The sequence below is a fragment of the Dyella monticola genome, assembly GCF_003363155.1.
In the GTDB taxonomy this organism is placed as follows: Bacteria; Pseudomonadota; Gammaproteobacteria; order Xanthomonadales; family Rhodanobacteraceae; genus Dyella_B; species Dyella_B monticola.
Window position 1 is genome coordinate 20577 of sequence record NZ_QRBE01000010.1, and the last position, 23978, is coordinate 44554.

Here is a 23978-nt window from a genome sequence, read left to right on the forward strand (position 1 = left end):
ATGGGTAAGGAGGAGTGCAGTCTGCACCAGTCGATCCCGTTGAAAAACCAGCCCCCACTTGATGCATTATTTAGCCAAGCTAACGAATGGGAGCCGTCCATGCGCGACCAGTACACCCTGCGTGCCTTTCGCAGCATCGCCGAGCACGGCAGCTTTACGCGTGCCGCCGCGACGCTGGACGTCACGCCATCGGCGCTCAGCCAGGCCATGCGGCAACTGGAAAATGAGCTGGGTACGCGATTGCTCCAGCGCACCACGCGCCGCGTAGGGCTTACCGAGGCGGGACAGGAAATGCTGCAGCGCATTGCGCCGGCGCTGGACGAACTGGAACTGGCCATGGATGCCATCCGCCAGCATGGTGACCGGCCGCGTGGCACCTTGCACGTAACCGTGCCGGCGGTCGTGGCGCAAACCGTGATTCAGCCCATGCTCGCCGAATTCATGGCGCGCTGGCCTGACGTGCGCCTGGATATTCGCGTAGAAGACGGCCTCACGGATTTGGTAGCCGAAGGCCTCGATGCCGGCATTCGACTTGGGGAACGTCTGCAGCGTGATATGGTGGCCGTTCCCATCAGTGGACCGATGCGCGCAGTCGTCGTCGGCGCACCAAGCTATTTCAAACGTCACGGTTATCCGAAAGATCCCAAAGATCTGCAACGCCACCATTGCATCAAGCACCGCCTCGCCAGTAGCGGTGCCATCTATCGCTGGGAATTCGCGCATCGCCATGGTGCGCACAAAGGCCGTTGGTATGAGATCGCCGTCGACGGGAACCTTACCGTCAACGACGTTCCGTTAGCCCTGCGCGCCGCTGAAGACGGCATTGGTCTGGCATGCGTGCTGGATATCTCCGCGCGTGCAGCATTGGATGCAGGGCGCCTGGAAAGCGTACTCGAGCCTTGGCTGCCACCCTTCGATGGCATGTACCTGTATTACCCGAGCCGCTTCCAGGTCCCTCCCAAGTTGCGCGTGTTCGTCGACTTTCTGCGCGAATGGGGTGCGCGCGAAGCCAACATCAAACAGCGTCACACTCAGCGGTAACGCCAATACCCACCTACCCAAACGTGCCCAGCACCCCAATAACCCGGCACCCATACGCGCGCCGGACGCGGTGCGACTACAACGCATCCCGTTTGTGCAACGACACCGCCCAGCAGCGCAAGCGCGATAAAAGCACGAGAAAGGTAACGACGCATGGTGACTCTCCCAGTGAGTGAAAACTCACGTCGGAAAACGCAAGTTCTCATCACCGCGATGACTTCGCAAAGCTGAACTGATGCCGAGGGTTCAGGCATGGCGTAAGGCGAGCGAAAGCCTTGTGTCGTGGCCTCAATGGCATGTCATGAAGCCGAAATCCCGCTCCGGTCTTCGCCGGAATGACGCCGAGCAAGGTGTCTGCATGACACGGTTGTACGCCACTTTTCGAAAATTACGATTTCTCTACGCGCCGCGCCGCGCGCTTTACCCGCTTTCTATATCACTTCCACCATGATGCGCAGCGCGCCAATGTCCAGCAGGCTTGCAGCCGGAGGCCGCCACGCAAGGTAGCGGGCAGCAGCCTTCCGATGATCCGGCTCCGGCTGCAAACCTGCTGGACATGGCGCAGGTGCATACGCGCAAATCGCGTCATGCTTGGGCCAGTCGCTCCATTGCAAGCCGGTAACGGGAAGTAATGCGCATCTCATCACGATGCCTGCCATCGCGCACCATCCACTTGCCGCCTGTCATGACATCACGAACAGGCGATACGTTTCCGGCAAATAGAAAACCATCCATCACCGAGCGCGCATTACGTGCCGTCAATGCTGGCGATGCGTGGTCGAGCATGATGAAGTCCGCACGCATGCCCGCATCAAGCGCACCCACCGGCAAGTCCGCCGCCTGCGTGCCACCCTTCAGTGCGGCGCGCCACAACGTTTCGCCCACACTGTCACCGGCATGCGCCGCGGCGACATTGCGATGACGTGTACTCAAGCGCTGGCCGTACTCGAGCCACCGCAGTTCTTCGACAGGTGACACGGAAATATGCGAATCAGAGCCGATGCCGAGCCTGCCACCGGCATGGAGATAACGCGCCAGTGGAAACAGACCATCCCCCAGATTGGCCTCAGTCGTCGGACATAGCCCTGCGACGGCACCACTTTTTGCAAGACGAAGTGTTTCCGTTTCGGTGAGATGGGTGGCATGCACCAGACACCAGCGATGATCGACTGGCGCATGATCGAACAGCCACTCCACTGGGCGTGCACCGCGTGTAGCCAGACAATCTTGCACTTCACCGATCTGCTCGGCGATATGGATATGGATCGGGCCGCTCTTCAAGGCGTCTTGCTCGATCACACTGCGCCACGCGCTTTCGGGAATGGCGCGCAGCGAATGCAGCGCCACGCCGACGCGTACGTCCTTGCTTTCATGCTTGCGCAAGTTGCCGAGCAATTGCAGATAGCTATCCACGCTGTTACCAAAACGACGCTGGCGCGGTGAGAGCGGGCGACCGTCGAACCCTCCGCTCATGTACAACACGGGCAGCAGGGTGAGCGCGATGCCCGCCTCGCGCGCCGCTTCGATCAATGCCAGCGACATGGCTTCCGGCTGCGCATAAGGTGTGCCATCGGGCTGATGATGCAGGTAATGGAATTCACATACCTGGGTGTACCCGGCCTTGAGCATTTCCACGTAGAGCTGCGCGGCAATAGCTTGCAACGTATCCGGGTCGATGCGCTCAGCGAAGCCATACATGGTTTCGCGCCAGGTCCAGAAGGAGTCATCGCCAGGACCGCGCCGTTCGGCGAGACCGACCATCGCCCGCTGGAAGGCGTGCGAATGCAGGTTCGGCATACCCGGGAGCACCCAGCCATCGAGGTATTCCGGGGAGTCTCCGGCCGCCGCAATGACGTTGCCGGTGCTGTCCACGCCAAAGGTGGCATCCGCATGCCATTGCGCACCGTTCCAAAGATGACCTGCCTCGAACTGGTAGACCGCAGCCGTATCGCTCATGAACAATCTCCGTATAACGCGCCAAGTGTAACCGGCCACAGCGGCAATACTCGCATCTGCTTCACCTTCCGTAGGAAAGGATGAAGACCATGGCTAAGAAGAATGAAAACGCGCCCCTTCTACGTTTGCGCCAGGCCGCTCCCGCAGACGTGCCGGCGCTGGTTGACCTCACCGCCCGCATCTACACCGCCGAGTGGGGCCATTCGGCGGAAATGCTCCGCTCCCAGCAGACACACTTCCCCGAAGGTCAGTTCGTGGTGGAGTACGAAGGCAACATCGTCGGCTATTGCGCGACGTTTCGCCTCGATGAATCGCTGGCACTGGCGCCGCATACATGGATGCAGATCACCGGCGGCGGCATGGCTTCGCGCCACAATCCAAATGGCAACTGGCTCTACGGCATGGAAGTGGTGGTGCATCCGGATTACCGCGGCATGCGCATCGGTCAGCGCCTGTATCAGGCACGCAAGCGTCTTTGCATGGATTTGAAGTTGCGCGGCATTACCTTCGGCGGACGCATTCCCGGGCTGGCGCGCAACATCCAGCGTTATGGCAACGCTGAAGCCTACGTGCAGGCCGTGGTGGAAGGTCACCGGCGTGATCCTACGTTGAGTTTTCAACTGGCGAACGATTTCGAGATCGTCGGTTTGCTGCGCGGCTACGTGCCCTCGGATTACGAATCGCTCGGCTACGCCGCGCACCTGGTATGGCGCAATCCTGCCCTGCTCGATCAGCCGGACATCCCCGCCGTGCCATCGCCGCGGCACCTGCCTGATTCGGTGCGCGTGGCCACTGTGCAATATCTGCAGCGACGCATCAGCTCCTTCGATGATTTTGCGACGCAGGTGGAATACTTCACCGATATCGCCGCCGATTACAGCGCCGATTTCGTCACCTTCCCCGAGTTGATCACGCTGCAGTTGTTGTCCATCGAGAACGCCGAACTTTCGCCGGTAGAATCCATCCGCAAGCTGAGCCATTACACGCCAGAGGTGAAAGCGCTCTTCAGCAGGCTCGCCATGCATTACAACATCAACATCGTGGCCGGCTCGCATCCTACGGAACAGGCCAATGGCGATATCCACAACGTCTGTTATGTATGCCTGCGCGATGGTTCGGTCCATGAGCGCGAGAAACTGCATCCCACTCCGAGCGAACGTGTCGTGTGGAACATCACCGGTGGCGACAGTGCCGCGACGATTCAAACCGATTGCGGCCCGATCGGCGTGATGATCTGTTATGACTCGGAGTTCCCGGAAGTGGCGAGACATTTAGCCGACCAGGGCGCGCTGATGCTGTTTGTTCCATTCTGCACCGATGTGCGCGAGGGTTACCTGCGGGTGCGTTATTGCGCGCAGGCGCGCGCGATCGAAAACCAGTGCTATGTGATTCTTTCCGGTAACGTAGGCAACCTGCCCGGCGTGAACAACTTCGATATCCAGTATGGGCAAAGTTGCATTCTTACACCCAGCGATTTTCTTTTCGCGCGCGATGGGGTCGCGGCCGATTCCACGCCCAACATTGAAACCGTGCTGTTCGCCGACTTGCGGCTGGACGGCCTGGCTCGTGCGCGCAATGCCGGGTCAGTGCAAAACTTGAAAGACCGGCGGTACGACCTTTATGAGACGCGCTGGCTGAGGCAATCGCGATGAGTGGTGGATTCCTTTTTCCCACGGGGAGAAGGAACGACCAGGCGGGTCTGCCATAATTGACCCATGTCCAGACCATCCGCTTTCTCATTCCGGGCCTCCAACCCACGCCTGCGTTCCGTCCTGGGGCATGAGTTCTTTGCGCCTTATCAGTGGAAACGCCGTATTGCGCTGTGGAGTGGCGCGGTGCTGGTTGCACTGGCGGCCATCCTGTTCGCGAAGGCAAGCGACTTCGCGTACAGGCTCTTCGAAAAAATGCTCACGCATGGTTTCTGGCTGCCGTTGATCATTACGCCGGTGGTCTTTGGACTACTGTCGTGGGTGACCTCGGGGCGATTGCGCGCTGCACGGGGCAGCGGCATTCCGCAGGTTATCGCCACCATCCATGTCGATGACGTCAGCTTCCGGTCGCGCATGCTCTCCCTGCCGATTGCAGCCAGCAAGATGCTACTCACCTTGCTGGCGTTGACCGTCGGCGCATCCATCGGCCGCGAAGGGCCCACCGTGCACGTCGGCGCGGGCTTGATGCACTGGCTGGGTAAGCGCTTCGGCTTTTCCGATCCCAAGTCGTTGTCGCGCTTCATTCTTGCCGGCGGTGCCGCAGGCATTGCGGCAGCGTTCAACACGCCATTGGCAGGCGTGGTGTTTGCCATCGAAGAATTGGCCGGCACGTTCGAGCACCGTTTCAGCGGCTTGCTGTTGACGGCGGTATTCGTGGGCGGCGTGGTTTCCATGGGCATTCTGGGTAACTACGCCTACTTCGGCACCGTACAGACCAGTCTGCCGCTGGGGCATGCATGGCTGGCAGTTCTTCTGTGCGGCCTCGTGTGCGGCTTGCTGGGCGGATTGTTCGCGCGACTGATTCTGCTGAGCCGGCGCGGTCCGCTGGCGATGATTGGGCGGCTACGTGAGCGCAACCCGGTGTTGTTCGCTGTCGGCTGCGGGTTGGCGTTGGCGGTCATCGGCGTGGTGTCGCATGACACGGTGTATGGCACCGGCTATGCGCAGGCACGTGCATTCGTGCAAGAGTCTGCCAGCACGCCCGGGGAGAGCTTCGGCATTCTCAAACTGCTGGCCAACGTGGTCTCGTATTGGGCAGGCATTCCGGGTGGCATTTTTTCGCCGGCGTTGGCAGTAGGTGCGGGCCTTGGCCATAACATCGCCTACTTCCTGCCCAACGCGCCGGCAGCAGCGGTGGTACTGCTGGGCATGAGCGCCTATCTGTCGGGTGTCACCGGCGCTCCGCTGACCTCTGCGGTGATCGCCATGGAACTCACCAACAATCAGGATATGGTGATCCCTATCATGGCCGTCTGCCTGCTGGCACGCGCAGCAGCGTCCATTTTTTCGCCCACGCCGGTGTACAAGGATTTCGCCGAACGCATGATCCAGGATTTCGAACGGCAACAGGCCGCGCGCGTCGAAGCAGAAAGACAAACCGCGGCACCTTCGGCCGCCGAAGAGATCGGGCCTACCAGTACTTACGGGGAACCCGTGGCACCGAACGTTGCAGATACCGGGGAATCCGAACAATGAGTTGGGACCTGCTGCTCACGCATGCATCGCTGGCCACCTTTACCGGCGATGCACCCTACGGTTGGCAGCCCGATGCTGCGGTGGCCTGTGAGGATGGACGCATCGCGTGGATCGGCTCGATGCGCGATTTGCCTGCGCACCAGGCATCCACCGCACGCGAGATGCACGATCTGGGTGGCGCACTGGTGACGCCGGGGCTGATCGACTGCCACACGCATTTGGTATTCGGTGGTGATCGTGCGCAGGAATTCGATCTGCGGCTCAATGGCGCGACTTATGAAGACATCTCACGCGCAGGCGGCGGTATCGTTTCCACCGTACGCGCCACGCGCGAGGCGAGCGAAGATGAGCTGTTCGCGCAATCGCTGCCGCGCGCTCGCGCCTTGCTGGCCGATGGCGTCACGACGCTGGAAATCAAATCGGGCTATGGTCTGGAGCTGGAAGCGGAACGGCGCATGCTGCGCGTAGCGCGCCGTATCGGTCAGACGTTGGGCGTACATGTGCAAACCAGCTTTCTGGGCTTGCACGCGCTGCCGCCCGAATACAAGGATCGTCGCGACGACTACGTTGCCCTGGTCTGCAACGAACTGCTTCCGGCGCTCGCCAACGAAGGGCTTGTGGATGCGGTCGATGCCTTTTGCGAAGGCATCGGTTTCACGCGTGCCGAAACGCAATGCGTGTTCGAGCATGCACGTCAGCTCGATCTGCGCGTGAAATTGCATGCCGAGCAGTTGTCCGATCTGAGCGGTGCAGCACTGGTGGCCGAGTTCGATGGCCTGTCGGCGGACCATCTCGAATATTTGAGCGTGTCAGGCATCGAGGCCATGGCGCGCGCAGGAACGGTAGCCGTACTGCTGCCAGGCGCGTTTTACGCCCTGCGCGAAAGCAAACTGCCGCCAGTAGCTGCCTTGCGCGCGCACGATGTACCCATCGCCATTGCCACGGATTGCAACCCTGGCACGTCGCCCCTGCTTTCCTTGCGATTGGCGGCCAACATGGCGTGCACCTTGTTCCGCCTGACGCCGGAAGAGGCCTTGCGTGGCATCACGGTGAACGCCGCGCGGGCACTGGGTTTGCCGGATCGTGGCACGCTTGCGGTCGGCATGTGTGCGGACCTGGTGGCGTGGAACGCGAAGCAGCCGGCCGAGCTTTGCTACTGGATGGGTGGCCAGCTTGTGCGGCAGGTCTGGGTAGGCGCCATGGCAGTTAGGCCGTAAGGCGAAATCCGGACATGAAAAACCCCCAGAAGCTGGACCGATGTCCAACCGCTGGGGGTTAGTCAGGCGTCACTCGTGCCTGAGCGCGAAAAGACTCAGGCCGATTTCTTCTTCGGAGCGACGGCCTTCTTCACGGCTGCCGGCTTGGTCACGGCCGACTTGGTGCCAGCCACCGCAGGTTTTACGGTGTGCGCGCGCGTGTTGCCGTAACTACCACGATAGGTCTTGCCACGGCGGGTTTTGCGGTCGCCCTTGCCCATAGGAAACTCCTTGATTCGCAATACTGTTGACGGTCCATCGTAACAGCGGCAGGCCAAAGCGCAAGCGGCCCTAGTGATGGTGGTGCCCATTGCAGCCGGGGCTTTCATCCGGGCAGTGCCCCGGATCGATCTGCACGGTGGCATGACGAATGCCAAAGCGTTCCAGCAGCGTGCTGTTCACTGCCGCCAGTGCGCGTGCGCCGGCGTCCCGATCATGCAATTCCAGATGCAAAGTGGCCATGCGCGAGCCCGATGCAAGCTGCCACACGTGCAAATGATGCACGTCGCGAATCGAGGTATCGGCGATACGCAACGCCGCTTCCACCTCATGCGGATCCATGCCCTCGGGCACACCTTCCAGCAGAATGTGCGTGGAACGTCTCAGCAATTGCCATGCGCTGCGCAAGATCAGCAGTGATACCAGCAGCGATAGCGCCGGATCGGCCCAGTTCCAACTCAGCCAACGCACCAGAAGTGCCGCCAGCACCGCGCCAACCGAACCCAGCAGATCACCCAGCACATGCAGGCTTGCCGCACTGAGGTTGACGTCATCGTGCGCATGATCGTGCAGGCTGCGCAACACAATCAGATTCACCAACAGACCGACGATTGCCACGCCGAGCATGACGCCCGACAGGATCTCTACCGGCTTAAAGAAGCGTGTGATGGCTTCATAGGCGATAAACCCCACTAGCACGAACTGCGTAAGCGCATTGACGAACCCGGCCAGCACTTCCATGCGCCCATAGCCAAACGTACGGCGCGTATCTGCCGGACGCTGCGCCATGCGTGCAGCAAACAATGCCAGCAGCAACGCACCCGCATCGACAAACATATGGCCGGCATCGGCCATCAATGCCAACGAGCCCGACCACCAGCCACCTGCGGCCTCAGCAACCATCATGCCTGCGGTCAGCGCGAAGGCGACAAACAATTTGCGCTCACGGGTGCCCGCGCCCGCGGCATGAGCGTGTTCGTGATCAGCGTGAGCGTGGCTATGCGCGTGATGCATGCCCGCCATGCTAGAAAGTGGTGCGGCCGTTACACAATTACCGCGTGGCCGCGAATCAGCCATGCGCGCAATGCGGGCCATGCACGTGGCCGAATTGGCGATCGAAGCGAAGATTTACGAAGTGAGCGCTAGCCACCAGCAGACCTCCACACGTCACCATCAGGCTATGCACGATGATCGAATAGCTTTCCGCAAAGGTGACGCCCACGATGAGCAGTGCCAGCCCCGGAAGCGCCAGCCGCAGCGGCAGCGGACGATGGTGGCGACGGTAACCGTTGACCAGGGCAAACATCGCCAGTGCGCTGGCACACAGCACGAACACCCGCTCGAACGTATGCCCGGCAAGGAAGCTCAAGCCGAGCAATGGCAGGATCGCCAGCACAAAGGGCAACGCAGCGCAGTGGATGGCGCACAGGAACGAGGCGGTTGCACCGAGCCGGTCGGCGAGGTTCCACCAGCGGGCATGCTGGAGCGGCGGCGTGGAATCCATGGGGGATGACACCCTACGAGATGAACCGAGGGGAATCGGTACGGTTTTGATACATTATAACATTCACTGAGCACACGCAAGCAGCCTCGCAACCCCAGGACGGGGGCACTTTATCGGGCAACAGTGACGGTCAGGCCTTGCGGCACTCCTTGCAAACGCCGTGCACTTCCAGCGTTTGCGCCTGCGGACGGAAGCCGAACGCCTTGGCCTGGGCCTCAATCAGCTCCGCAACACGTTCATCGCATACTTCCTGCGCGCTGGAGCAGACATCGCAGATCAGAAACGGCACCTGATGCGCCTCCGCCGGATGGTGGCAGGACACGAAGGCGTTGATCGATTCGAGCTTATGAATGAAACCGTGCTCCAGCAGGAAATCGAGCGCACGATAAACGGTAGGCGGCGCGGCATTACCGTGGCGCTCGCGCAGGTGATCGAGCAGATCGTACGCCTTTACCGGCTTGCCGGCGGCGGCGATCAGTTCCAGCACTTCCTTGCGCAGCGGCGTCAGCCGCAGGCCACGCTCTTCGCTGGCATGCTCCACCGCCGCCACGAAATCACTAGGACTTTCGTGATGGTGATGTGCATGTTTGGCCGATGTGCTGTTCAACAGGTTCACCTCGCTAATGATCATACCGCTAATGCGGCAAAGGCGGCGGCCTCGCTGATTTGGGGGTGAACAGCACGACAATCCAGCCTATCGGCCCCAGCACCAGCGCCCAGATCACGCCGGCAAGCAACCGCCCACGCCACCAGCCGAGCAAGGCGCCCACTACTACGAACACGACGTTCCACCAGAACAGCGCCATCCACGGGATCATCGCCATCAGATTGATGAAGATGTGCAGGTAGGCATCGGGGGCGCTCATGTCGACGCCCTGGGTGGCTTTGGCGATCAGTTCTTCCATGGGAGGAGGCTGTACGTTGCGGGGTGACCTATCTTGCCAGCATCCAGTCTCGCCCCACCGTTATAAGCGTCACTCTTACCAGTCGTCATTCCGGCGAAGAGCGGAATGACGACTGGCGAGATGAAGCTCCCCTGAGAAATGGAACTACCAAAAAAGTACAACAGTGCGCTTGAGCGAGAATGACGGCACGTCAACCCCTCGCCAGTGCTACCGCATCATCAATTCGCTTGAGTGAAACATCGCGCCCGGCAAGAAAGACCGTGTGATCGATGGATGGCGACACCTGCGTTCCGGTCATCGCTACACGCAAAGGTTGCGCAATCTTGCCCATGCCCAGTTCAAGCGTGGCCGCAATCTGCTCGATCACGTGATGGATGGGCTCAGGCTTCCACTCACACGCGGCCAGGAGCTCGCGCGCCAACTGCAGTACCTGCACGGCACTCTCGTTTTTCAGATGCTTGGCAACGGCCTTGTCGTCCCATTCGATGATCGGGCCGTACCAGATCTTCGCACGCTCGGCCATGTCCTTGAGCGTTTGCACGCGATCGCGCAAGGCAACGATCACATCGGCGGGTGCGGGCCCCTTGCTGATGTCCACGCCGGCGCGCGCGAGATGCCATTCGAATTCTGGCGCCAGCGTGTGCGGATCGTCCGTTTTCAAATAATGCTGGTTAAGCCACAGCAACTTTTCGGTGTCGAAACGCGAAGCGGCCTTGTTGACGTCGGCCACGTCGAACAGCGCGATCATTTCCTCGCGCGAGAAGATTTCCTGATCGCCGTGTGACCAGCCCAGACGCACCAGGTAGTTGAGGATCGCGTGCGGCAGAAAACCGTTTTCGCGATACTCCATCACGCTGACCGAGTTAGTGCGCTTGGAAAGTTTCTTGCCTTCCTTGTCCAGGATCATCGGCAAGTGCGCGAACTCCGGCACCTTGCCGCCGAGCGCGTGATAGATGTTGATCTGGCGCGGCGTGTTGTTGACATGGTCGTCGCCACGAATCACTTCGGTGATGCCCATGTCGATGTCGTCGACCACCACGGCGAAGTTGTAGGTAGGCCAGCCATCGGAACGGAAAATCACAAGATCATCCAGTTCCGCGTTCGACCATTCCACCGTGCCCTTCACCTTGTCGTCGAATACCACCGAGCCTTCCAGCGGGTTCTTGAAACGGATCACCCGGTTTGGATCATCGCGATAGGGTTCGTTGCGATCGCGGTAATAACCGTTGTAGCGGGGCTTTTCGCCGCGCGCCATGGCGGCCTCACGCATGGCCTCGATCTGATCCTTGGATTCATAGGCGTAATACGCCTTGCCTGCTGCCACCAGGTCGAGCGCAACCTGCTTGTAGCGCTCCAGGCGATGGGTTTGATAGATCGGCGCCTCATCGGCGTTCAGATCCAGCCATTGCATGGCTTCGAGAATGGCCTTCACGGCCGCGTCCGTAGAGCGCTCGCGATCAGTGTCTTCGATGCGCAACAGGAATTCACCGCCGCGGCGACGCGCCTCCAGCCAGCAATACAGCGCGGTGCGCGCGCCGCCAATGTGCAGGAAGCCGGTGGGGCTGGGGGCGAAGCGGGTGCGGACGGTCATGATCGGGGCGCGACGGCAGATGGAACGGTAAATTTTAACCGATCCCCACGCTTTTGCTCCCTCTCCCCGAAGGGAGAGGGCATTGACCAACGCATCTGGCTATTTGACGTGCACCGTGATCGGTTTGGACACCAGCGGCGGGTCGAACGGAATATGGTTCGAATCGCCCAGCTCCAATTGCAGCGTATGCGTGCCAGGCGGCAGTTTGATGGTGGCCTCGGTCTGGCCGCCGCCAAAGTGCATGTGCTGCTCATCTTTGGGAATGGGCTGGCCGGCCGCGGGCAATACCTTCACATCCACCAGCAGATGGTGATGGCCGGTGTTTTCGTGGGCGACGCCCGCAGGCGCCACACCCATGCCTCTGAGTCCAAAGCGCACAGTAAAGGTCTGCGCAACGGTGGCGCCATTTTGCGGCGAGATGATGTAGACCTCGGCGCCGGCCGGCGCTTTGGTCACGGGTAAGCCAGGCGTGTCGGCGGCGACAACGGTACCGGCCACGGCAGCTAACACAACGGCAAGCAGCAGATGTTTCATGAGCACGCTCTCCTGTCCGGACGATCCGTTCACGCAATCTAGCCCAGTTCGAGGTTCCACGACACGGCTTTCCCCGTTCGGTAACACACGTAATGGCCTTGTCACGTGGGCGCCATCCTGGCGAAACGCCGCACGTTCAAGCTGCCGCCGTACAAGACGAGGATGCGCCATGCGTATCGGCATCATCAGCGAGACGTATCCGCCTGAGATCAACGGTGTCGCGCTCACCGTGCATGGTCTGGCGACCGGTCTGGCCGCAAAGGGCCACGAGATCGATCTCATCCGCCCTCGCCAGGCGATCGGCCACGTCGACGAACCCGGCATCGATGCACTGGAAACACGTGGGGCGGCCGTGCCGCGCTACCCGGGCCTGCGCTTCGGATTACCGGCACCGCGCACGTTACGTCAGCGCTGGACGCAACGGCGCCCCGATGCGATCTACGTTGCCACCGAGGGTCCGCTTGGGCGCTCGGCGGTGCGTGCAGCGGTGCGCCTGGGCATTCCGGTCGCGACCGGTTTCCACACGCGCTTTGACACCTATGCCAACCACTACGGCGTGGGCTTTTTGACACCGGTGGTGCACGGTTACCTGCGCCGCTTTCATCAGCGCGCGAACATTACCCTGGTTCCCACCGACGCGCTTGCCGCAGAGCTGACAAGCATGGGCGTGGAGCACGCGCGGCTGCTGCGCCGCGCGGTGGATACCAAGCTGTTCCATCCTTCCAAGCGCGATATCGCCCTGCGGGAAAGCTGGGGCGTGGATGCGGATACGCCGGTGGTGCTCTACGTGGGGCGCATTGCACCGGAAAAGAATCTTGAACTGGCGGTGGAAACGTTCCGCGCCATGCAGCAGGCATCGCCGAAATCGCGCTACGTGTGGGTGGGTGATGGTCCTGCCCGCGCGGCACTGCAGGCAGCCCATCCGGATTTCATCTTCGTCGGCATGAAGCGTGACGAAACACTGGCCGCCCATTATGCCAGTGCGGATCTATTCCCATTTCCCAGCCTCAGCGAAACCTTCGGCAACGTGATTTTGGAAGCGTTCGCCGCCGGCTTGCCGGTCGTGGCCTACGCCGAAGGCGCCGCACGCGAACATCTGATCGATGGGATCAATGGGTTCCGCATCGCTTCGGGCCATGCGCACGCCTTCACCGCGGCAGCGGTGACGCTGGCCGGCGACATCGAACTGGTCCGCCATATGGGGCGCGCCGCGGCGGCGAGCGTGGAGCGGCTTTCGCCCGATGCGGTGATCCGCGAATTCGAAAACCTGCTGCGCGAACTGGTCGAGGAGAACATGCATGACCGCCATGTCACCATCGCACCTGCCTGAATCGGTCGCGCTCCCACGCCATGCGCTGGATCGGCGCATGTGCATTGCCGCCAATCGGTGGGGCGCACGTCACGCCGTTGGTTTGTTCTTCGGAATCATCAGTCGCCTGGGCGATGGCGTGTTCTGGTATGCACTGATGCTTGCGCTGGCGCTAATTGACGGCCGGCGCGGCCTTGAAGCCGCCGCGCACATGGCGGTGACGGGGCTGGTCGCACTGCTGCTTTACCGCCTTCTCAAGCGCTGGACACGCCGTCCGCGCCCATTTCGCACGTGCCCCGGCGTGATCGCCCACGTGCCGCCGCTGGATGAATTCAGCTTCCCCTCGGGACACACGCTGCAAGCGGTGGGCTTCACCATCGTGGCGCTGGCGTGGTATCCGATGCTCGCACCGTTGCTGTTGACCTTCACCGCACTGGTGGCCGCATCACGCGTGATTCTTGGCTTGCATTATCCGAGCGACGTGCTTGCCGCGATGTTTGTCGGCAGCGGCCTTGGTGCGTTGTCGCTGTGGTTGGTGCACAGTGCACCGCAATTGCTCATGTGATTATTTTTTGCGCTGAGCAATTGCTCGCCACGTTGTACTCACACGCTTTGCACTCAACGAGATAGCGCATCTATCCACAGGCTCTACCGGAAACTTTCCACAATCATTGTGGAAAAGTACGCGCAGTTGCTGCGCAAACTTTCAGCACGGTGTGCCAAGTGGTTGATCGCAAAGTAGCGAGTGTGAGTTTTCCACAGGGTTTTCAAGAAGGCATCCACATTTGCTGTGGACAAGGTGCAGCGCGGTTGCTTCATCGCGACGTCGAGGTTTTGACGAGTCGCGCAGCGGGAACGTGCTTTCGCCAGAAAATTCTCCCGTACCTCAGGATTCGACCTGCCGCAAGACCTGAATTGCCCGCACAAAAAAGCCGCCCCGAAGGCGGCATTTCGTTGCGTTCGATGCGTGTAGCTTATGCCGCGCGCGGCACCTTGCGCAGAATGTTCAACACATCCGCCAGCTTGTCGCGCATCTGGCGACGATCCACGATCATGTCGATCGCGCCGTGCTCCAGCAAAAACTCCGAACGCTGGAAGCCTTCCGGCAAGGTCTCGCGCACTGTCTGCTCGATCACGCGCGGGCCAGCGAAGCCGATCAGCGCTTTGGGTTCGCCCACGTTGATATCACCGAGCATGCCCAAGCTGGCGGAAACGCCGCCCGTGGTCGGATGCGTGAGCACGCTGATGTAGGGCACACCCGCTTCGCGCAAGCGAGCCAACGCGGCGGAGGTCTTGGCCATTTGCATGAGCGAGAACAGCGCTTCTTGCATGCGCGCGCCGCCCGTGGCGGAGAAACACACCAGTCCGCTGCGTTCGGCCAGCGCGCGCTCCGCGGCGCGGGTGAACTTCTCGCCGACGACCGAGCCCATGGATCCGCCCATGTAGGAGAACTCGAACGCCACGGCCATCAGCGGCTGGTCCTTGAGCGTGCCGCTCATCGCGACTAGCGCGTCCTTTTCACCGGTCGACTTCTGTGCAGCGGTGATGCGATCGCGGTATTTCTTGGAATCGCGGAACTTGAGCGGATCGTTGGCCTCCATGCTCGCCCACCATTCCTGTGCACTGCCTTCGTCCAGGAATGACAGCAGACGCTCGCGCGCACCGATGGCGTGATGATGCGCGCACTTGGGGCACACCATCAGGTTGCGTTCCAGCTCCGGCCTGTACAGCACAGCGCCACAGCCGCCGCATTTCTCCCATACACCTTCGGGTACCTTGCCCTTGCCTGCCGCAGGACCTTGCGTCCGCGCGCGGGGTGTCATGATTTTTTGTAGCCAATTCATTGCTTGTGCCTCAATCTGGAAACAAGCGCGGCCTTATCGGCGCGCTTGGGTCACGCGGCTACCGCGCGGCCCCTTTTTCTCTATGGAGACGTTTCCACGGAGATAAAAGGGCGAGGATGACCCGGCCTCGTACCGGTTCCTAGACCACGAAGAGCCCGGAAGCGTTCCATGTTTTTTGCCAGTCCCGATGCCTCGCCGTTCCATGGGGAGGCAAATCATCATGACGCATCCAATGCCGTGCGAATCGGGCGCAGAAAATCATCCACTCGTGCGGCGATATCCTGTGCGGTTTTCGCGCCATCCAGGCGCTCCACCAAAGCACTACCAATGACCACCGCATCGGCGAATTCACTGATGGCTTTTGCACTCTGCGCATCCTTGACGCCAAACCCCACGGCCACCGGTGCTTTTGCACGCGAACGCAACTCGGCCACGCGTGTGGCGATGTCTTGCGTGCTCAAGCGCCCCGCCCCCGTGATGCCGGCGAAGGATACATAGTACAGGAAACCTTCTGCGGCTTCGCACAACTGCGCCATACGCGCGGGTGCGGTGGTGGGCGCGGCGAGCAGGATCTGCTTCAGTCCTGCCTTGCGCAAAGGCGCCAGCACGGCGGCTTCTTCCAGCGGGCAATCCACCAGCAGCACACCATCGACACCCGCTGTCACCGCTGCCGCTGCGAAGCGCTGATAACCATGGATTTCCACCGGGTTGAGGTACCCCATCAGAACGACGGGCGTGTCTTTGTCCCGTTCGCGGAACGCAGTGACCCACGCGAGCACGTCCACAAGACCGACGCCTTTGGCAATGGCTCGTTCGCTGGCGTGCTGGATGACCGGGCCATCGGCCATCGGATCAGAAAACGGCACGCCCAGTTCGATGATGTCCGCACCCGCATCGACGAGTGCGTGCATCAAGTCCACGGCGCGCTCCGGCGCAGGATCACCTGCGGTCACGAAAGGAATCAGACCTGTGCGGCCGGCAACCTTCAGGGCGTTGAAACGGCGATCGATACGGTTCATACCTGCACTCCTTCGCGTGCAGCAATCGTATGCACGTCCTTGTCACCGCGGCCGGAAAGGTTGCATAGCACGATGCCGTCTTTCGGCAATTCGCGCGCCAGTTTTATCGCCTGCGCTACGGCATGGCTGGATTCGAGCGCGGCGAGGATACCTTCGGTACGCGCAAGCAGATGGAAGGCTTCCAAGGCCTCCTCGTCGGTGACACCGACATATTCGGCGCGACCGGCGTCTTTGAGAAACGCGTGCTCGGGGCCAACGCCAGGGTAATCCAGGCCTGCGGAAACCGAATGCGTTTCGATGATCTGGCCGTGTTCGTCACACAGCACATAGGTGCGATTGCCGTGCAGCACGCCGGGGCGACCGGCCGCCAGCGACGCCGCATGATGACCGGTGGCAATACCCTCGCCTGCGGCTTCGGCACCGACCATGCGCACGCCCTCATCATTGAGAAACTCATGAAACAGGCCGATGGCGTTGGAACCACCGCCCACGCATGCGGTAAGCACGTCCGGCAAACGGCCATATTGCTCGAGCATCTGCGCGCGCGCTTCGCGCCCTACGATGGCATTGAAGTCGCGCACCATCATCGGATACGGATGCGGGCCGGCTACGGTGCCGATGATGTAGAAGGTGTCGGCCACATGGGTGACCCAGTCACGCATCGCCTCGTTCAGCGCATCCTTCAGTGTTTTGGAACCTGATGTCACCGGCACCACTTCGGCGCCCAGCAGCTTCATGCGATAGACGTTGATCTTCTGCCGCTCGATGTCGACGGCCCCCATGTACACCACGCACTTCAAACCAAAACGCGCAGCCACCGTCGCTGTCGCCACGCCGTGCTGGCCCGCACCGGTCTCGGCGATGACGCGCGGCTTGCCCATGCGCTTGGCCACCAGGGCCTGGCCGATGGTGTTGTTGATCTTGTGGGCGCCGGTGTGATTGAGATCCTCGCGCTTGAGCAGGATGCGTGCGCCGCCCACGTGCTGGGACAAGCGCTCGGCGTGATAGATCGGGCTGGGCCGCCCCACATAATGGGTGAGGTCGCGGTCCAGCTCGGCAAGGAACTGGGGATCCTCACGCAAGCGCAGGTAGGCCTCGGTGAGTTCGGCCAGCGGGGCCATCAAGGTCTCGGCCACGTACTGGCCGCCGAAGCTGCCGAAACGCCCGCGGGCATCGGGCCATTGGCGGAAATCCTGAATGCTGGGCATTGGTTAAAAATCCTGCGAAAACATGATGGGCAGACACGCAAAATAGCGCGTATCGTTGCGGCGCAAAAGCGATATCATGGCCACAACCCGTTAGAAAAACTCACACTATTCGTGCGTGACCTGCCCTCCCTCAACGCCTTGCGAGCCTTTGAGGCCACCGCCCGTCTGGGGAGCGTCAGCCGTGCGGCTGAAGAGCTGCATGTCACGCACGGTGCGATCAGCCGGCAACTGCGCGTGCTTGAGGAGGCACTTGGGCAGGCGCTGTTCGCCCGTCACGGGCGCGGCGTGGCCCTTACCGTGATCGGGGAGGAGCTTCGCGATCGCGTGAGCAGCGCCTTTGAGCAATTGCGGGAAGGCTGGGCTCACTTGCAGCGCGGTAGCGAAAACGCCCCGTTCGTGCTCGGCTGCGCGGGCAGCCTGCTCGCCCGCTGGGTGATTCCGCGCCTGGAGCGGCTGGAACGCGACCTCCCGACGCTCAGGCTGCACCTGTCGCCCGAAGAGGATCCCCTTGCCCCCAAGCACGCCGAACCCGACGCCGCGCTCGCCGTCGCAACGCCTCCGTGGCCGCTGGGCTGGCACGTGCATGTGCTGGCGCCAGAACGCATCGGTCCGGTGGTAAGCCCACGCCACGCCGCGCTCCCACGCTTGCTGGACGGTGGGCCGGCAGCCTTGAGCGAGGAAGCTTTGCTCCATACCAGCTCTCGCCCGCAAGCGTGGCCGGCATGGGCGCAGGCCAGCGGCCTGTCGGTCGAATCGCTGCATTACGGGCAAGGCTTTACGCGGTTGTTCTATCTGCTGGAAGCGGCCGTGGCAGGGCTTGGCGTGGCGATCGCGCCAGCCCAGCTGGTGCAGGACGACATCAGCGCAGGCCGCCTGGTTGCGCCCTGGGGATTTCGGCAGACGGATGCCAGCTGGATCCTGGCGACGCACCGGCGCAACGACAGCTGCATCGACGCGGTGGCATCGTGGATGCGCAACGCGTTGCAGGAGAACGATGGGCTTTCCGGCGGTTAGCAGCGGACCGGACTATCTCCTCGTTCCAGAGCCCCCGTCACTGGGTGGCCGGACTGCCCTGTCGAACCGCCGCAATGAAGCTGCGCATTTTGGCTGGATCTTTAATGCCCGGCGCCGATTCGATACCGCTGGACACATCCACCGCCCAAGGACGCGCGATGCTGATGGCGGTCGCAACGTTGGTGGGCGTCAAGCCGCCGGCAAGAATCAGTGGCTGGGTAAGCTGGCGCGGCATCAACGACCAGTCGAAGGATTTGCCACTGCCACCGGCCTCACCAAGGCCATGGCCATCGAGCAAAAGCGCCGCAGCATGCGGATGGTCGCGCAGTTGATAGAGCGCTGCGGCACCGTCGCCCATCGCAATGGCCTTCAGATAAGGCTGGCCGAATTGCGCGCACCACTCATCGCTTTCATCGCCGTGGAATTGCAACATCGAGGGTCGAACAACGTCGACGATTTCCTGGACGAAGCTTGCTTCGTCATCCATGCATAACGCCACAGTCGTCACGAATGGCGGCATTGCCTGGACGATGGCCCGCGCCTGAGCGAGCGACACCTGCCGCTTGCTGTGCGCGGTGAGTACGACGCCGATGGCATCGGCGCCCAGTTCGGCGGCGAACAAGGCATCCTCGACGCGGGTCATGCCACAACATTTGATGCGAGTCATTCGCTGACCTCCTCAGGCAAGCCCCAACGCTTCTCGTAGCGCGGACCGATGAACGTAAGGCCCGATGCCGCCGCGGTCGGCCCGGCCACCTCGCGGTCGCGTCCTGCAAGCAGGCCCGCCACCCATTCCACCGGTTGCTCGCCACGTCCTACGGGCAACAGCGAGCCTACGATGTTACGCACCATGTGATGCAAAAAGGCATTCGCCTCGATATCCACGACAACATGCTCGCCTTCGCGCTGCACGCTCAGGTATTTCACTTCGCGGCGTGCATGCGCAGCTTGGCACGATATCGCGCGGAATGCGGAAAAGTCGTGCTCGCCGATCAAGCTCTGCGCCGCGGCATGCATGCGCTCGGCATCCAGGGGCAGACGTTCCCAGGCTACGTAGCGGGCATCCAGGGCAGGACGGATGGCGCGATTGAGAATGGTGTAGCGATACCGGCGACTGCGCGCGGAGAAACGCGCATGGAAATCATCCGGCACTGGCTGCGCCCACAGCACGGCAACCGTGGACGGAAGATTGGAGCAGGCGCCAAGCACCCAACTGCGCCTATCGCGCTGCACGTCGGTATCGAAATGCACTACTTGGCAGCGACCGTGAACACCGGCGTCGGTGCGTCCTGCGCAAGTCACCGCAATGGATTGAGCGGCCACGAACGAAAGCGCGTGCTCCAGGCTGGCTTGCACGCTGGCGCCATGACTGAGCCGCTGCCAGCCAAAGAAATCGGTGCCGTCGTATTCAATGCCTAAGGCGATGCGCATGCGTGATCTGAAAACGGCGAAGTGGATAAGGGTAGCAGGTGCCGCTTTCGAACCAGCAAACCCTAAAATACATCGGGCCGGCAATGCCGGCCCGATCGGAGAGGCGCAGACCGCTCGGCGTCAGTGGATTTTTTCCATTAACTGCCTGGCTACGTCCTTCTGCATCTGGGTACCTTCGTGCAGGACTTCCTCGAGCATGGCGCGAGCGCCATCGGGGTCGCCCATGTCCAGATACGCACGCGCAAGATCGAGCTTGGTATCGACCGGATCGTCGTGCAGTTCCTCGAATGCACCGTGATCGGTATGCGCCGCGGGTGCGGCTTCGGCCGCATCGTCGAATTTCCAGGTGGAAACCGGTTCCGGCTCTTCCGCCTGCGTCGCCGTAGTGGCGGCATCGGTACGCACAAGCGCGTCAGGATGGTGCGGCGTCAGATCGAAATCGAAATGGTACTCGCTGACCTTGGCCGGTTGCGTTGACGGGTTCTTGGCCGGTGCCATCGGCTCAGCCTCGGAGCGGCTGGCGTAGCTATCCAGATCGAAGTGGTGCGGCGCCGGATGATCGTCCTGCCCGGACGCCGTGGTCGACTCGACGAACAACGGATGGCCCGGCGCGAGATCGCGCCCCATGTGCACCACATCCTGCCATTCCGGCTCATTCGGATCGGCGATGTGCGCGTGCATGGCTTCGGCAGCCGCCTCGAAGTGCTCCACATCGCGACGGGTGTAATACAGGCTGACCAGTTCCAGATGCAGGCCGATGTCGTCGGGCTGTTCGGCGAGCTGATCGAGCAGTTCGTCCTGATCCGGGTCGGAACCCGAAGCAGGGTGCCCGTCCTCATCGGTATCCACCGTGCCGAAGCGATCAGCAAGCGAACCCTTGATCGGCGGCATCACTTTGGTGGGCTTACCACTTGATTTGCCGCGACGCGCCAACAGGCCCAGTGCGAGCAGAACGATCACGCCACCGCCCGCAGCCCAGGCCCAGGACTGCATGTACCAAGGTTGCTCTTCCGGCGCGCCAGCAGGCGCATGGTGCACAGGGTGAGCGACTGGCTTGGCGGGACCATTCAATGGCGTGGTGACCGCGGCATGCAAAGCAGTGGAAGCGCTGGCCGGCGCCGTTAAAGGCTTGGTCGGTGCGGTTGAAGCGTTGGCGAGCTCCGGCGCAGGAGCGGCAGCAGGTGTGGGCGCGGTAGCTTCGGGCGTAACCTTGGCTGGCGCTGCAGCGGCAGCGGCAGCGGGTGCATTGGCAACGGCCGCTGCCGGCGGCATGCCGGCAGTCTTGCGCGCTTGAGCGAGTTTTTTCTGTAGATCGGCGATTTCGTCGTCTTTGAGCGACAACAGACGCTGATTCTTGGTGTTGATGTCTTCGAGGTCTTTCAGGCGCGACTTGAGGTCGTTGCTTTGCTGCTGCAAGGAGGCAAGCATTTCCTGGCTGCGCTGCAATTGCTGCCGAACGGCAGCACTGCCCTTTCCATTCGTGTCGCCTGCAGTCTGACCTTCGCTGCCCGGAGGTACCAGCGCGAGACGGTCGGTATTGCTATTGGCCGTGGGTGCCACGGACGAGTTTTCACGCGTAGCACCCGCCGCCACCGCAACCGGCGCGCTGACCGCACCATTGCGCCAGTCACTGTTCTGCTCGCGTACGGCCGCGGCGGCCTGGGCAATGGCCGTCGTCAGCGCGTCATCGCGCGAAGGCACACGCAGGATGGCGCCGGCCTTTAGTGCGTTGATGTTGTCGCGATAGAAGGCGTCTGGATTGGCAGCCTTCAAGGCAAGCATCATCTGATCGGTGTTCACACCCGAAGGTGCCACTTCGGTCGCGATGTGGGAGAGCGTCTGCCCTTTCTCCACCGGCCCGAACTGACCGTTCTTCACTTCAGCGGTTGCACTGTGCGCAGGCGCGCGACGCGGAGCGGGCGCCGCTTCACTCTGCGCTGAAGCCGTCGCGGCGGGGGCCGGATGATGAGCCGGCGCGCTGCTGCTTGCCGCTTGCCCGACCTTGTTGGCCGGATCGAGCAGTATGGCGAATTCGCGTACGGTGCTGCCGGCGTTGCTGTGCACTTCCACCAGCAGATCCAGATAAGGATCGTCCACGCTGGCGCTACTGGTGACGCGGATGACCCTATGGCCGTTCTCGTTCACCAGATTGAACTGCAGGGGTATGGTGGGGCGCTGTCCGCCGACCTTGGCGAAGGCATCGTTGGACGCCAGCTGGGCGCTCAGGCTCTGGAGCTCGGCCGCCGTGGCCTGGGTCACGGGAATGTCGACCAGCAGGGGCTGTCCCAGGGCCGATTTGACGTGCGCCTGCCCCAGCTCAACGGCTGCCGCCTGGGTGCTGCCCAACGCAAGCGCCAACAGTATCGACAGCTTCAACGAACGATTCATCGCGTGCTCCCCCGAGACAACCCGGACGCTATTTAGTGAAAAGCCACCGCAGCTTGCGGCGACTTTCTCCTGAAGGTCGTCACTTTAGTTAGATAAACGTCAATCAACAATACCAGATTCGCCTGGCAGGCCCCTTTCAGAGCGTTTTTTTCGCGAGCCGTGATCGGCATCAATGCCCGGCGGGCTGGCGGCTGGGAGCATCCTGGGCCGCCTTGAGCTGTTTACGCAGCTCCGCGATGGTACGGTCTTGCTGTTGCAGTTGTTCCGCGGCCTGCTCACTGGCCGACTCCTGCTGGCTGACATCCTTCTGCAGGTGCTGCACTTCGGCCTGGTGCTGGGCCACCTGCTGGCTCACCGTTGCCGCCTGATGGGCCGTCTCGGCGGACGATTGGGCAAAGAGGTTGGAAGCCAGCAGGCAGCCCAGCAAAACCAGTCCGAAGCGTTGCATTACAGATAATCCTCGATCAGCAATTCCGCGATCTGCACCGCATTGAGCGCGGCGCCTTTGCGAATGTTGTCGGATACCACCCACATGTCGAGCCCGCGATCGTGCGAGATGTCCTCGCGAATGCGGCCCACGTAGACAGGATCCTGCCCGGCGGCATCACCCACCGGCGTGGGATAACCACCCGCCTTGCGCTCGTCCTGCACGACGATGCCGGGCGCTTGTTCCAGCAGCTCGCGCGCCTGTTCGGCGGTGATCTTGTCGCGCGTTTCGATGTGCACGGCTTCGGAGTGTCCGTAGAACACGGGCACGCGCACGGCGGTGGGATTCACCTGGATGGATTCGTCCTCCAGGATCTTGCGCGTTTCCCACACCATCTTCATTTCTTCCTTGGTGTAGCCGTTGGCCTGGAAGTCGTCGATGTGCGGAATCACGTTGAACGCGATCTGCTTGGGAAACTTCGACTTCTCCACATCCTGGAAATTGAGCAACGCGGCAGTCTGCTTGCCAAGTTCCTCCATGCCCGAACGACCGGCGCCGGAGACCGATTGATACGTGGCCACGTTGATACGCTCGATGCCCACCGCCCGATGGATCGGCGCCAACGCCACCAGCATCTGCATGGTGGAGCAATTGGGGTTGGCGATGATGCCGCGGGTGGTGTACTGCGCGATGGCATGCGGATTCACTTCGCTCACCACCAGCGGAATGTCATCCTGGTAGCGGAATTCAGAGGTGTTGTCGATCACCACCGCGCCCGCCGCCGCAGCGCGCGGTGCATGCACACGGCTTACGGAACCACCTGCGGAGAAGAAGGCGATGTCCACGCCATTGAAGTCGTAGTCGTCCAGGTTCCGCACTGTGACCTGTTTGCCGGCGAACTCCACCTTGCTGCCGGCCGAGCGCTCGCTCGCCAGCGGCACCAGCTCGCTGACCGGGAAGTCGCGCTGCGCCAGGATGCTCAGCAGCGTTTCACCCACGGCACCGGTCGCGCCTACCATGGCTACCTTGTAACTACTCTTCTTGCTCATCTCTTAGGTCACTTGTCTGGGATGGATGATCGCCGCGCCCAAACCGGGGAATCTAGCCTGCGTGGCACGCAAACAACACGGCACAGCCTCGTCAACGT

The 23978-nt window shown here is 61.7% G+C and carries 24 protein-coding genes; 7 read left to right on the forward strand and 17 right to left on the reverse strand.

Annotated features, from left to right (window positions below; translation table 11 throughout):
• The first annotated feature begins 99 nt into the window (after nt 1–99).
• Nucleotides 100–1041: a LysR family transcriptional regulator gene (locus tag DWU98_RS15415; RefSeq protein ID WP_115496457.1), complete on the forward strand. Its 942-nt coding sequence runs from the start codon at nt 100–102 to the stop codon at nt 1039–1041.
• Here the strand turns inward: DWU98_RS15415 and DWU98_RS22105 are convergent.
• Entirely contained in the window at nt 1032–1196 is a 165-nt protein-coding gene (locus DWU98_RS22105) for a hypothetical protein (RefSeq protein WP_196239523.1), read from the reverse strand. The two genes, DWU98_RS15415 and DWU98_RS22105, sit on opposite strands and share 10 nt — an antisense overlap.
• A gap of 430 nt (nt 1197–1626) precedes the next feature.
• On the reverse strand, nt 1627–2997 hold the full coding sequence (locus DWU98_RS15420) for a formimidoylglutamate deiminase (RefSeq protein ID WP_115496458.1): 1371 nt from the start codon (nt 2995–2997) through the stop codon (nt 1627–1629).
• An 89-nt stretch (nt 2998–3086) separates the two neighbouring features.
• On the opposite strand from DWU98_RS15420, the gene DWU98_RS15425 reads away from it, so the two are divergent.
• The 3 genes from DWU98_RS15425 (at nt 3087) to hutI (ending at nt 7399) form a co-directional block, all read left to right on the forward strand.
• The gene (locus DWU98_RS15425; RefSeq protein ID WP_115496597.1) at nt 3087–4649 is read left to right on the forward strand and encodes a bifunctional GNAT family N-acetyltransferase/carbon-nitrogen hydrolase family protein; all 1563 of its coding nucleotides are present in this window, start codon (nt 3087–3089) and stop codon (nt 4647–4649) included.
• A 63-nt stretch (nt 4650–4712) separates the two neighbouring features.
• Nucleotides 4713–6182 (forward strand): chloride channel protein, encoded by a 1470-nt coding sequence (locus DWU98_RS15430; RefSeq protein ID WP_115496459.1) that lies wholly within the window; start codon nt 4713–4715, stop codon nt 6180–6182.
• On the forward strand, nt 6179–7399 hold the full coding sequence (hutI, locus tag DWU98_RS15435; protein ID WP_115496460.1) for an imidazolonepropionase: 1221 nt from the start codon (nt 6179–6181) through the stop codon (nt 7397–7399). Before DWU98_RS15430 ends, hutI begins: the two co-directional genes overlap by 4 nt.
• A gap of 95 nt (nt 7400–7494) precedes the next feature.
• Here the strand turns inward: hutI and DWU98_RS15440 are convergent, their stop codons facing one another.
• The 7 genes from DWU98_RS15440 to DWU98_RS15470 all read right to left on the reverse strand — a co-directional run bounded on the left by DWU98_RS15440 (nt 7495) and on the right by DWU98_RS15470 (nt 12191).
• Nucleotides 7495–7659, reverse strand: a complete 165-nt coding sequence (locus tag DWU98_RS15440) for a 30S ribosomal protein THX (protein ID WP_115496461.1) — start codon at nt 7657–7659, stop codon at nt 7495–7497.
• Nucleotides 7660–7729: 70 nt separating this feature from the next.
• Nucleotides 7730–8671, reverse strand: a complete 942-nt coding sequence (locus tag DWU98_RS15445; protein WP_115496598.1) for a cation diffusion facilitator family transporter — start codon at nt 8669–8671, stop codon at nt 7730–7732.
• Nucleotides 8672–8726: 55 nt separating this feature from the next.
• Nucleotides 8727–9161: a MerC domain-containing protein gene (locus tag DWU98_RS15450; protein ID WP_115496462.1), complete on the reverse strand. Its 435-nt coding sequence runs from the start codon at nt 9159–9161 to the stop codon at nt 8727–8729.
• Nucleotides 9162–9291: 130 nt separating this feature from the next.
• Nucleotides 9292–9792 (reverse strand): transcriptional repressor, encoded by a 501-nt coding sequence (locus DWU98_RS15455; protein ID WP_115496463.1) that lies wholly within the window; start codon nt 9790–9792, stop codon nt 9292–9294.
• A 4-nt stretch (nt 9793–9796) separates the two neighbouring features.
• Complete coding sequence (locus DWU98_RS15460; RefSeq protein ID WP_115496464.1) at nt 9797–10066, reverse strand: hypothetical protein; 270 nt, start codon at nt 10064–10066, stop codon at nt 9797–9799.
• A gap of 190 nt (nt 10067–10256) precedes the next feature.
• Entirely contained in the window at nt 10257–11657 is a 1401-nt protein-coding gene (gene gltX / locus DWU98_RS15465) for a glutamate--tRNA ligase (RefSeq protein WP_115496465.1), read from the reverse strand.
• A gap of 99 nt (nt 11658–11756) precedes the next feature.
• Nucleotides 11757–12191, reverse strand: coding sequence for a DUF4399 domain-containing protein (locus DWU98_RS15470; RefSeq protein WP_115496466.1), 435 nt, complete (start codon nt 12189–12191; stop codon nt 11757–11759).
• Nucleotides 12192–12360: 169 nt separating this feature from the next.
• Here DWU98_RS15470 and DWU98_RS15475 point away from each other — a divergent pair, with 169 nt between their 5' ends.
• Nucleotides 12361–13521, forward strand: coding sequence for a glycosyltransferase family 4 protein (locus tag DWU98_RS15475; RefSeq protein ID WP_115496467.1), 1161 nt, complete (start codon nt 12361–12363; stop codon nt 13519–13521).
• Nucleotides 13490–14065, forward strand: a complete 576-nt coding sequence (locus tag DWU98_RS15480) for a phosphatase PAP2 family protein (RefSeq protein WP_115496468.1) — start codon at nt 13490–13492, stop codon at nt 14063–14065. Before DWU98_RS15475 ends, DWU98_RS15480 begins: the two co-directional genes overlap by 32 nt.
• A gap of 409 nt (nt 14066–14474) precedes the next feature.
• Here the strand turns inward: DWU98_RS15480 and accD are convergent, their stop codons facing one another.
• From accD to trpB, 3 genes are all read right to left on the reverse strand, one after another.
• Nucleotides 14475–15344: an acetyl-CoA carboxylase, carboxyltransferase subunit beta gene (gene accD / locus DWU98_RS15485; protein ID WP_115496469.1), complete on the reverse strand. Its 870-nt coding sequence runs from the start codon at nt 15342–15344 to the stop codon at nt 14475–14477.
• Nucleotides 15345–15562: 218 nt separating this feature from the next.
• Nucleotides 15563–16363, reverse strand: coding sequence for a tryptophan synthase subunit alpha (gene trpA, locus DWU98_RS15490; protein ID WP_115496470.1), 801 nt, complete (start codon nt 16361–16363; stop codon nt 15563–15565).
• On the reverse strand, nt 16360–17571 hold the full coding sequence (trpB, locus tag DWU98_RS15495) for a tryptophan synthase subunit beta (RefSeq protein WP_115496471.1): 1212 nt from the start codon (nt 17569–17571) through the stop codon (nt 16360–16362). Before trpB ends, trpA begins: the two co-directional genes overlap by 4 nt.
• Nucleotides 17572–17682: 111 nt before the next feature.
• Between trpB and DWU98_RS15500 the strand changes: the two genes are divergently transcribed.
• On the forward strand, nt 17683–18585 hold the full coding sequence (locus DWU98_RS15500) for a LysR family transcriptional regulator (RefSeq protein WP_115496472.1): 903 nt from the start codon (nt 17683–17685) through the stop codon (nt 18583–18585).
• Nucleotides 18586–18622: 37 nt separating this feature from the next.
• Here the strand turns inward: DWU98_RS15500 and DWU98_RS15505 are convergent, their stop codons facing one another.
• The 5 genes from DWU98_RS15505 to DWU98_RS15525 all read right to left on the reverse strand — a co-directional run bounded on the left by DWU98_RS15505 (nt 18623) and on the right by DWU98_RS15525 (nt 23880).
• A complete protein-coding gene (locus DWU98_RS15505) occupies nt 18623–19252 on the reverse strand; it encodes a phosphoribosylanthranilate isomerase (protein ID WP_115496473.1) in 630 nt (209 codons plus the stop codon).
• On the reverse strand, nt 19249–20016 hold the full coding sequence (gene truA / locus DWU98_RS15510) for a tRNA pseudouridine(38-40) synthase TruA (protein ID WP_115496474.1): 768 nt from the start codon (nt 20014–20016) through the stop codon (nt 19249–19251). Before truA ends, DWU98_RS15505 begins: the two co-directional genes overlap by 4 nt.
• 120 nt (nt 20017–20136) lie before the next feature.
• Nucleotides 20137–22404 carry a motility hub landmark protein FimV gene (locus tag DWU98_RS15515; protein ID WP_115496475.1) on the reverse strand — a complete coding sequence of 756 codons (2268 nt, stop codon included), beginning with the start codon at nt 22402–22404 and terminating at the stop codon, nt 20137–20139.
• A 169-nt stretch (nt 22405–22573) separates the two neighbouring features.
• Nucleotides 22574–22852, reverse strand: coding sequence for a hypothetical protein (locus DWU98_RS15520; protein ID WP_115496476.1), 279 nt, complete (start codon nt 22850–22852; stop codon nt 22574–22576).
• Nucleotides 22852–23880, reverse strand: a complete 1029-nt coding sequence (locus tag DWU98_RS15525; RefSeq protein ID WP_115496477.1) for an aspartate-semialdehyde dehydrogenase — start codon at nt 23878–23880, stop codon at nt 22852–22854. Before DWU98_RS15525 ends, DWU98_RS15520 begins: the two co-directional genes overlap by 1 nt.
• Between the last annotated feature and the right edge of the window lie 98 nt (nt 23881–23978).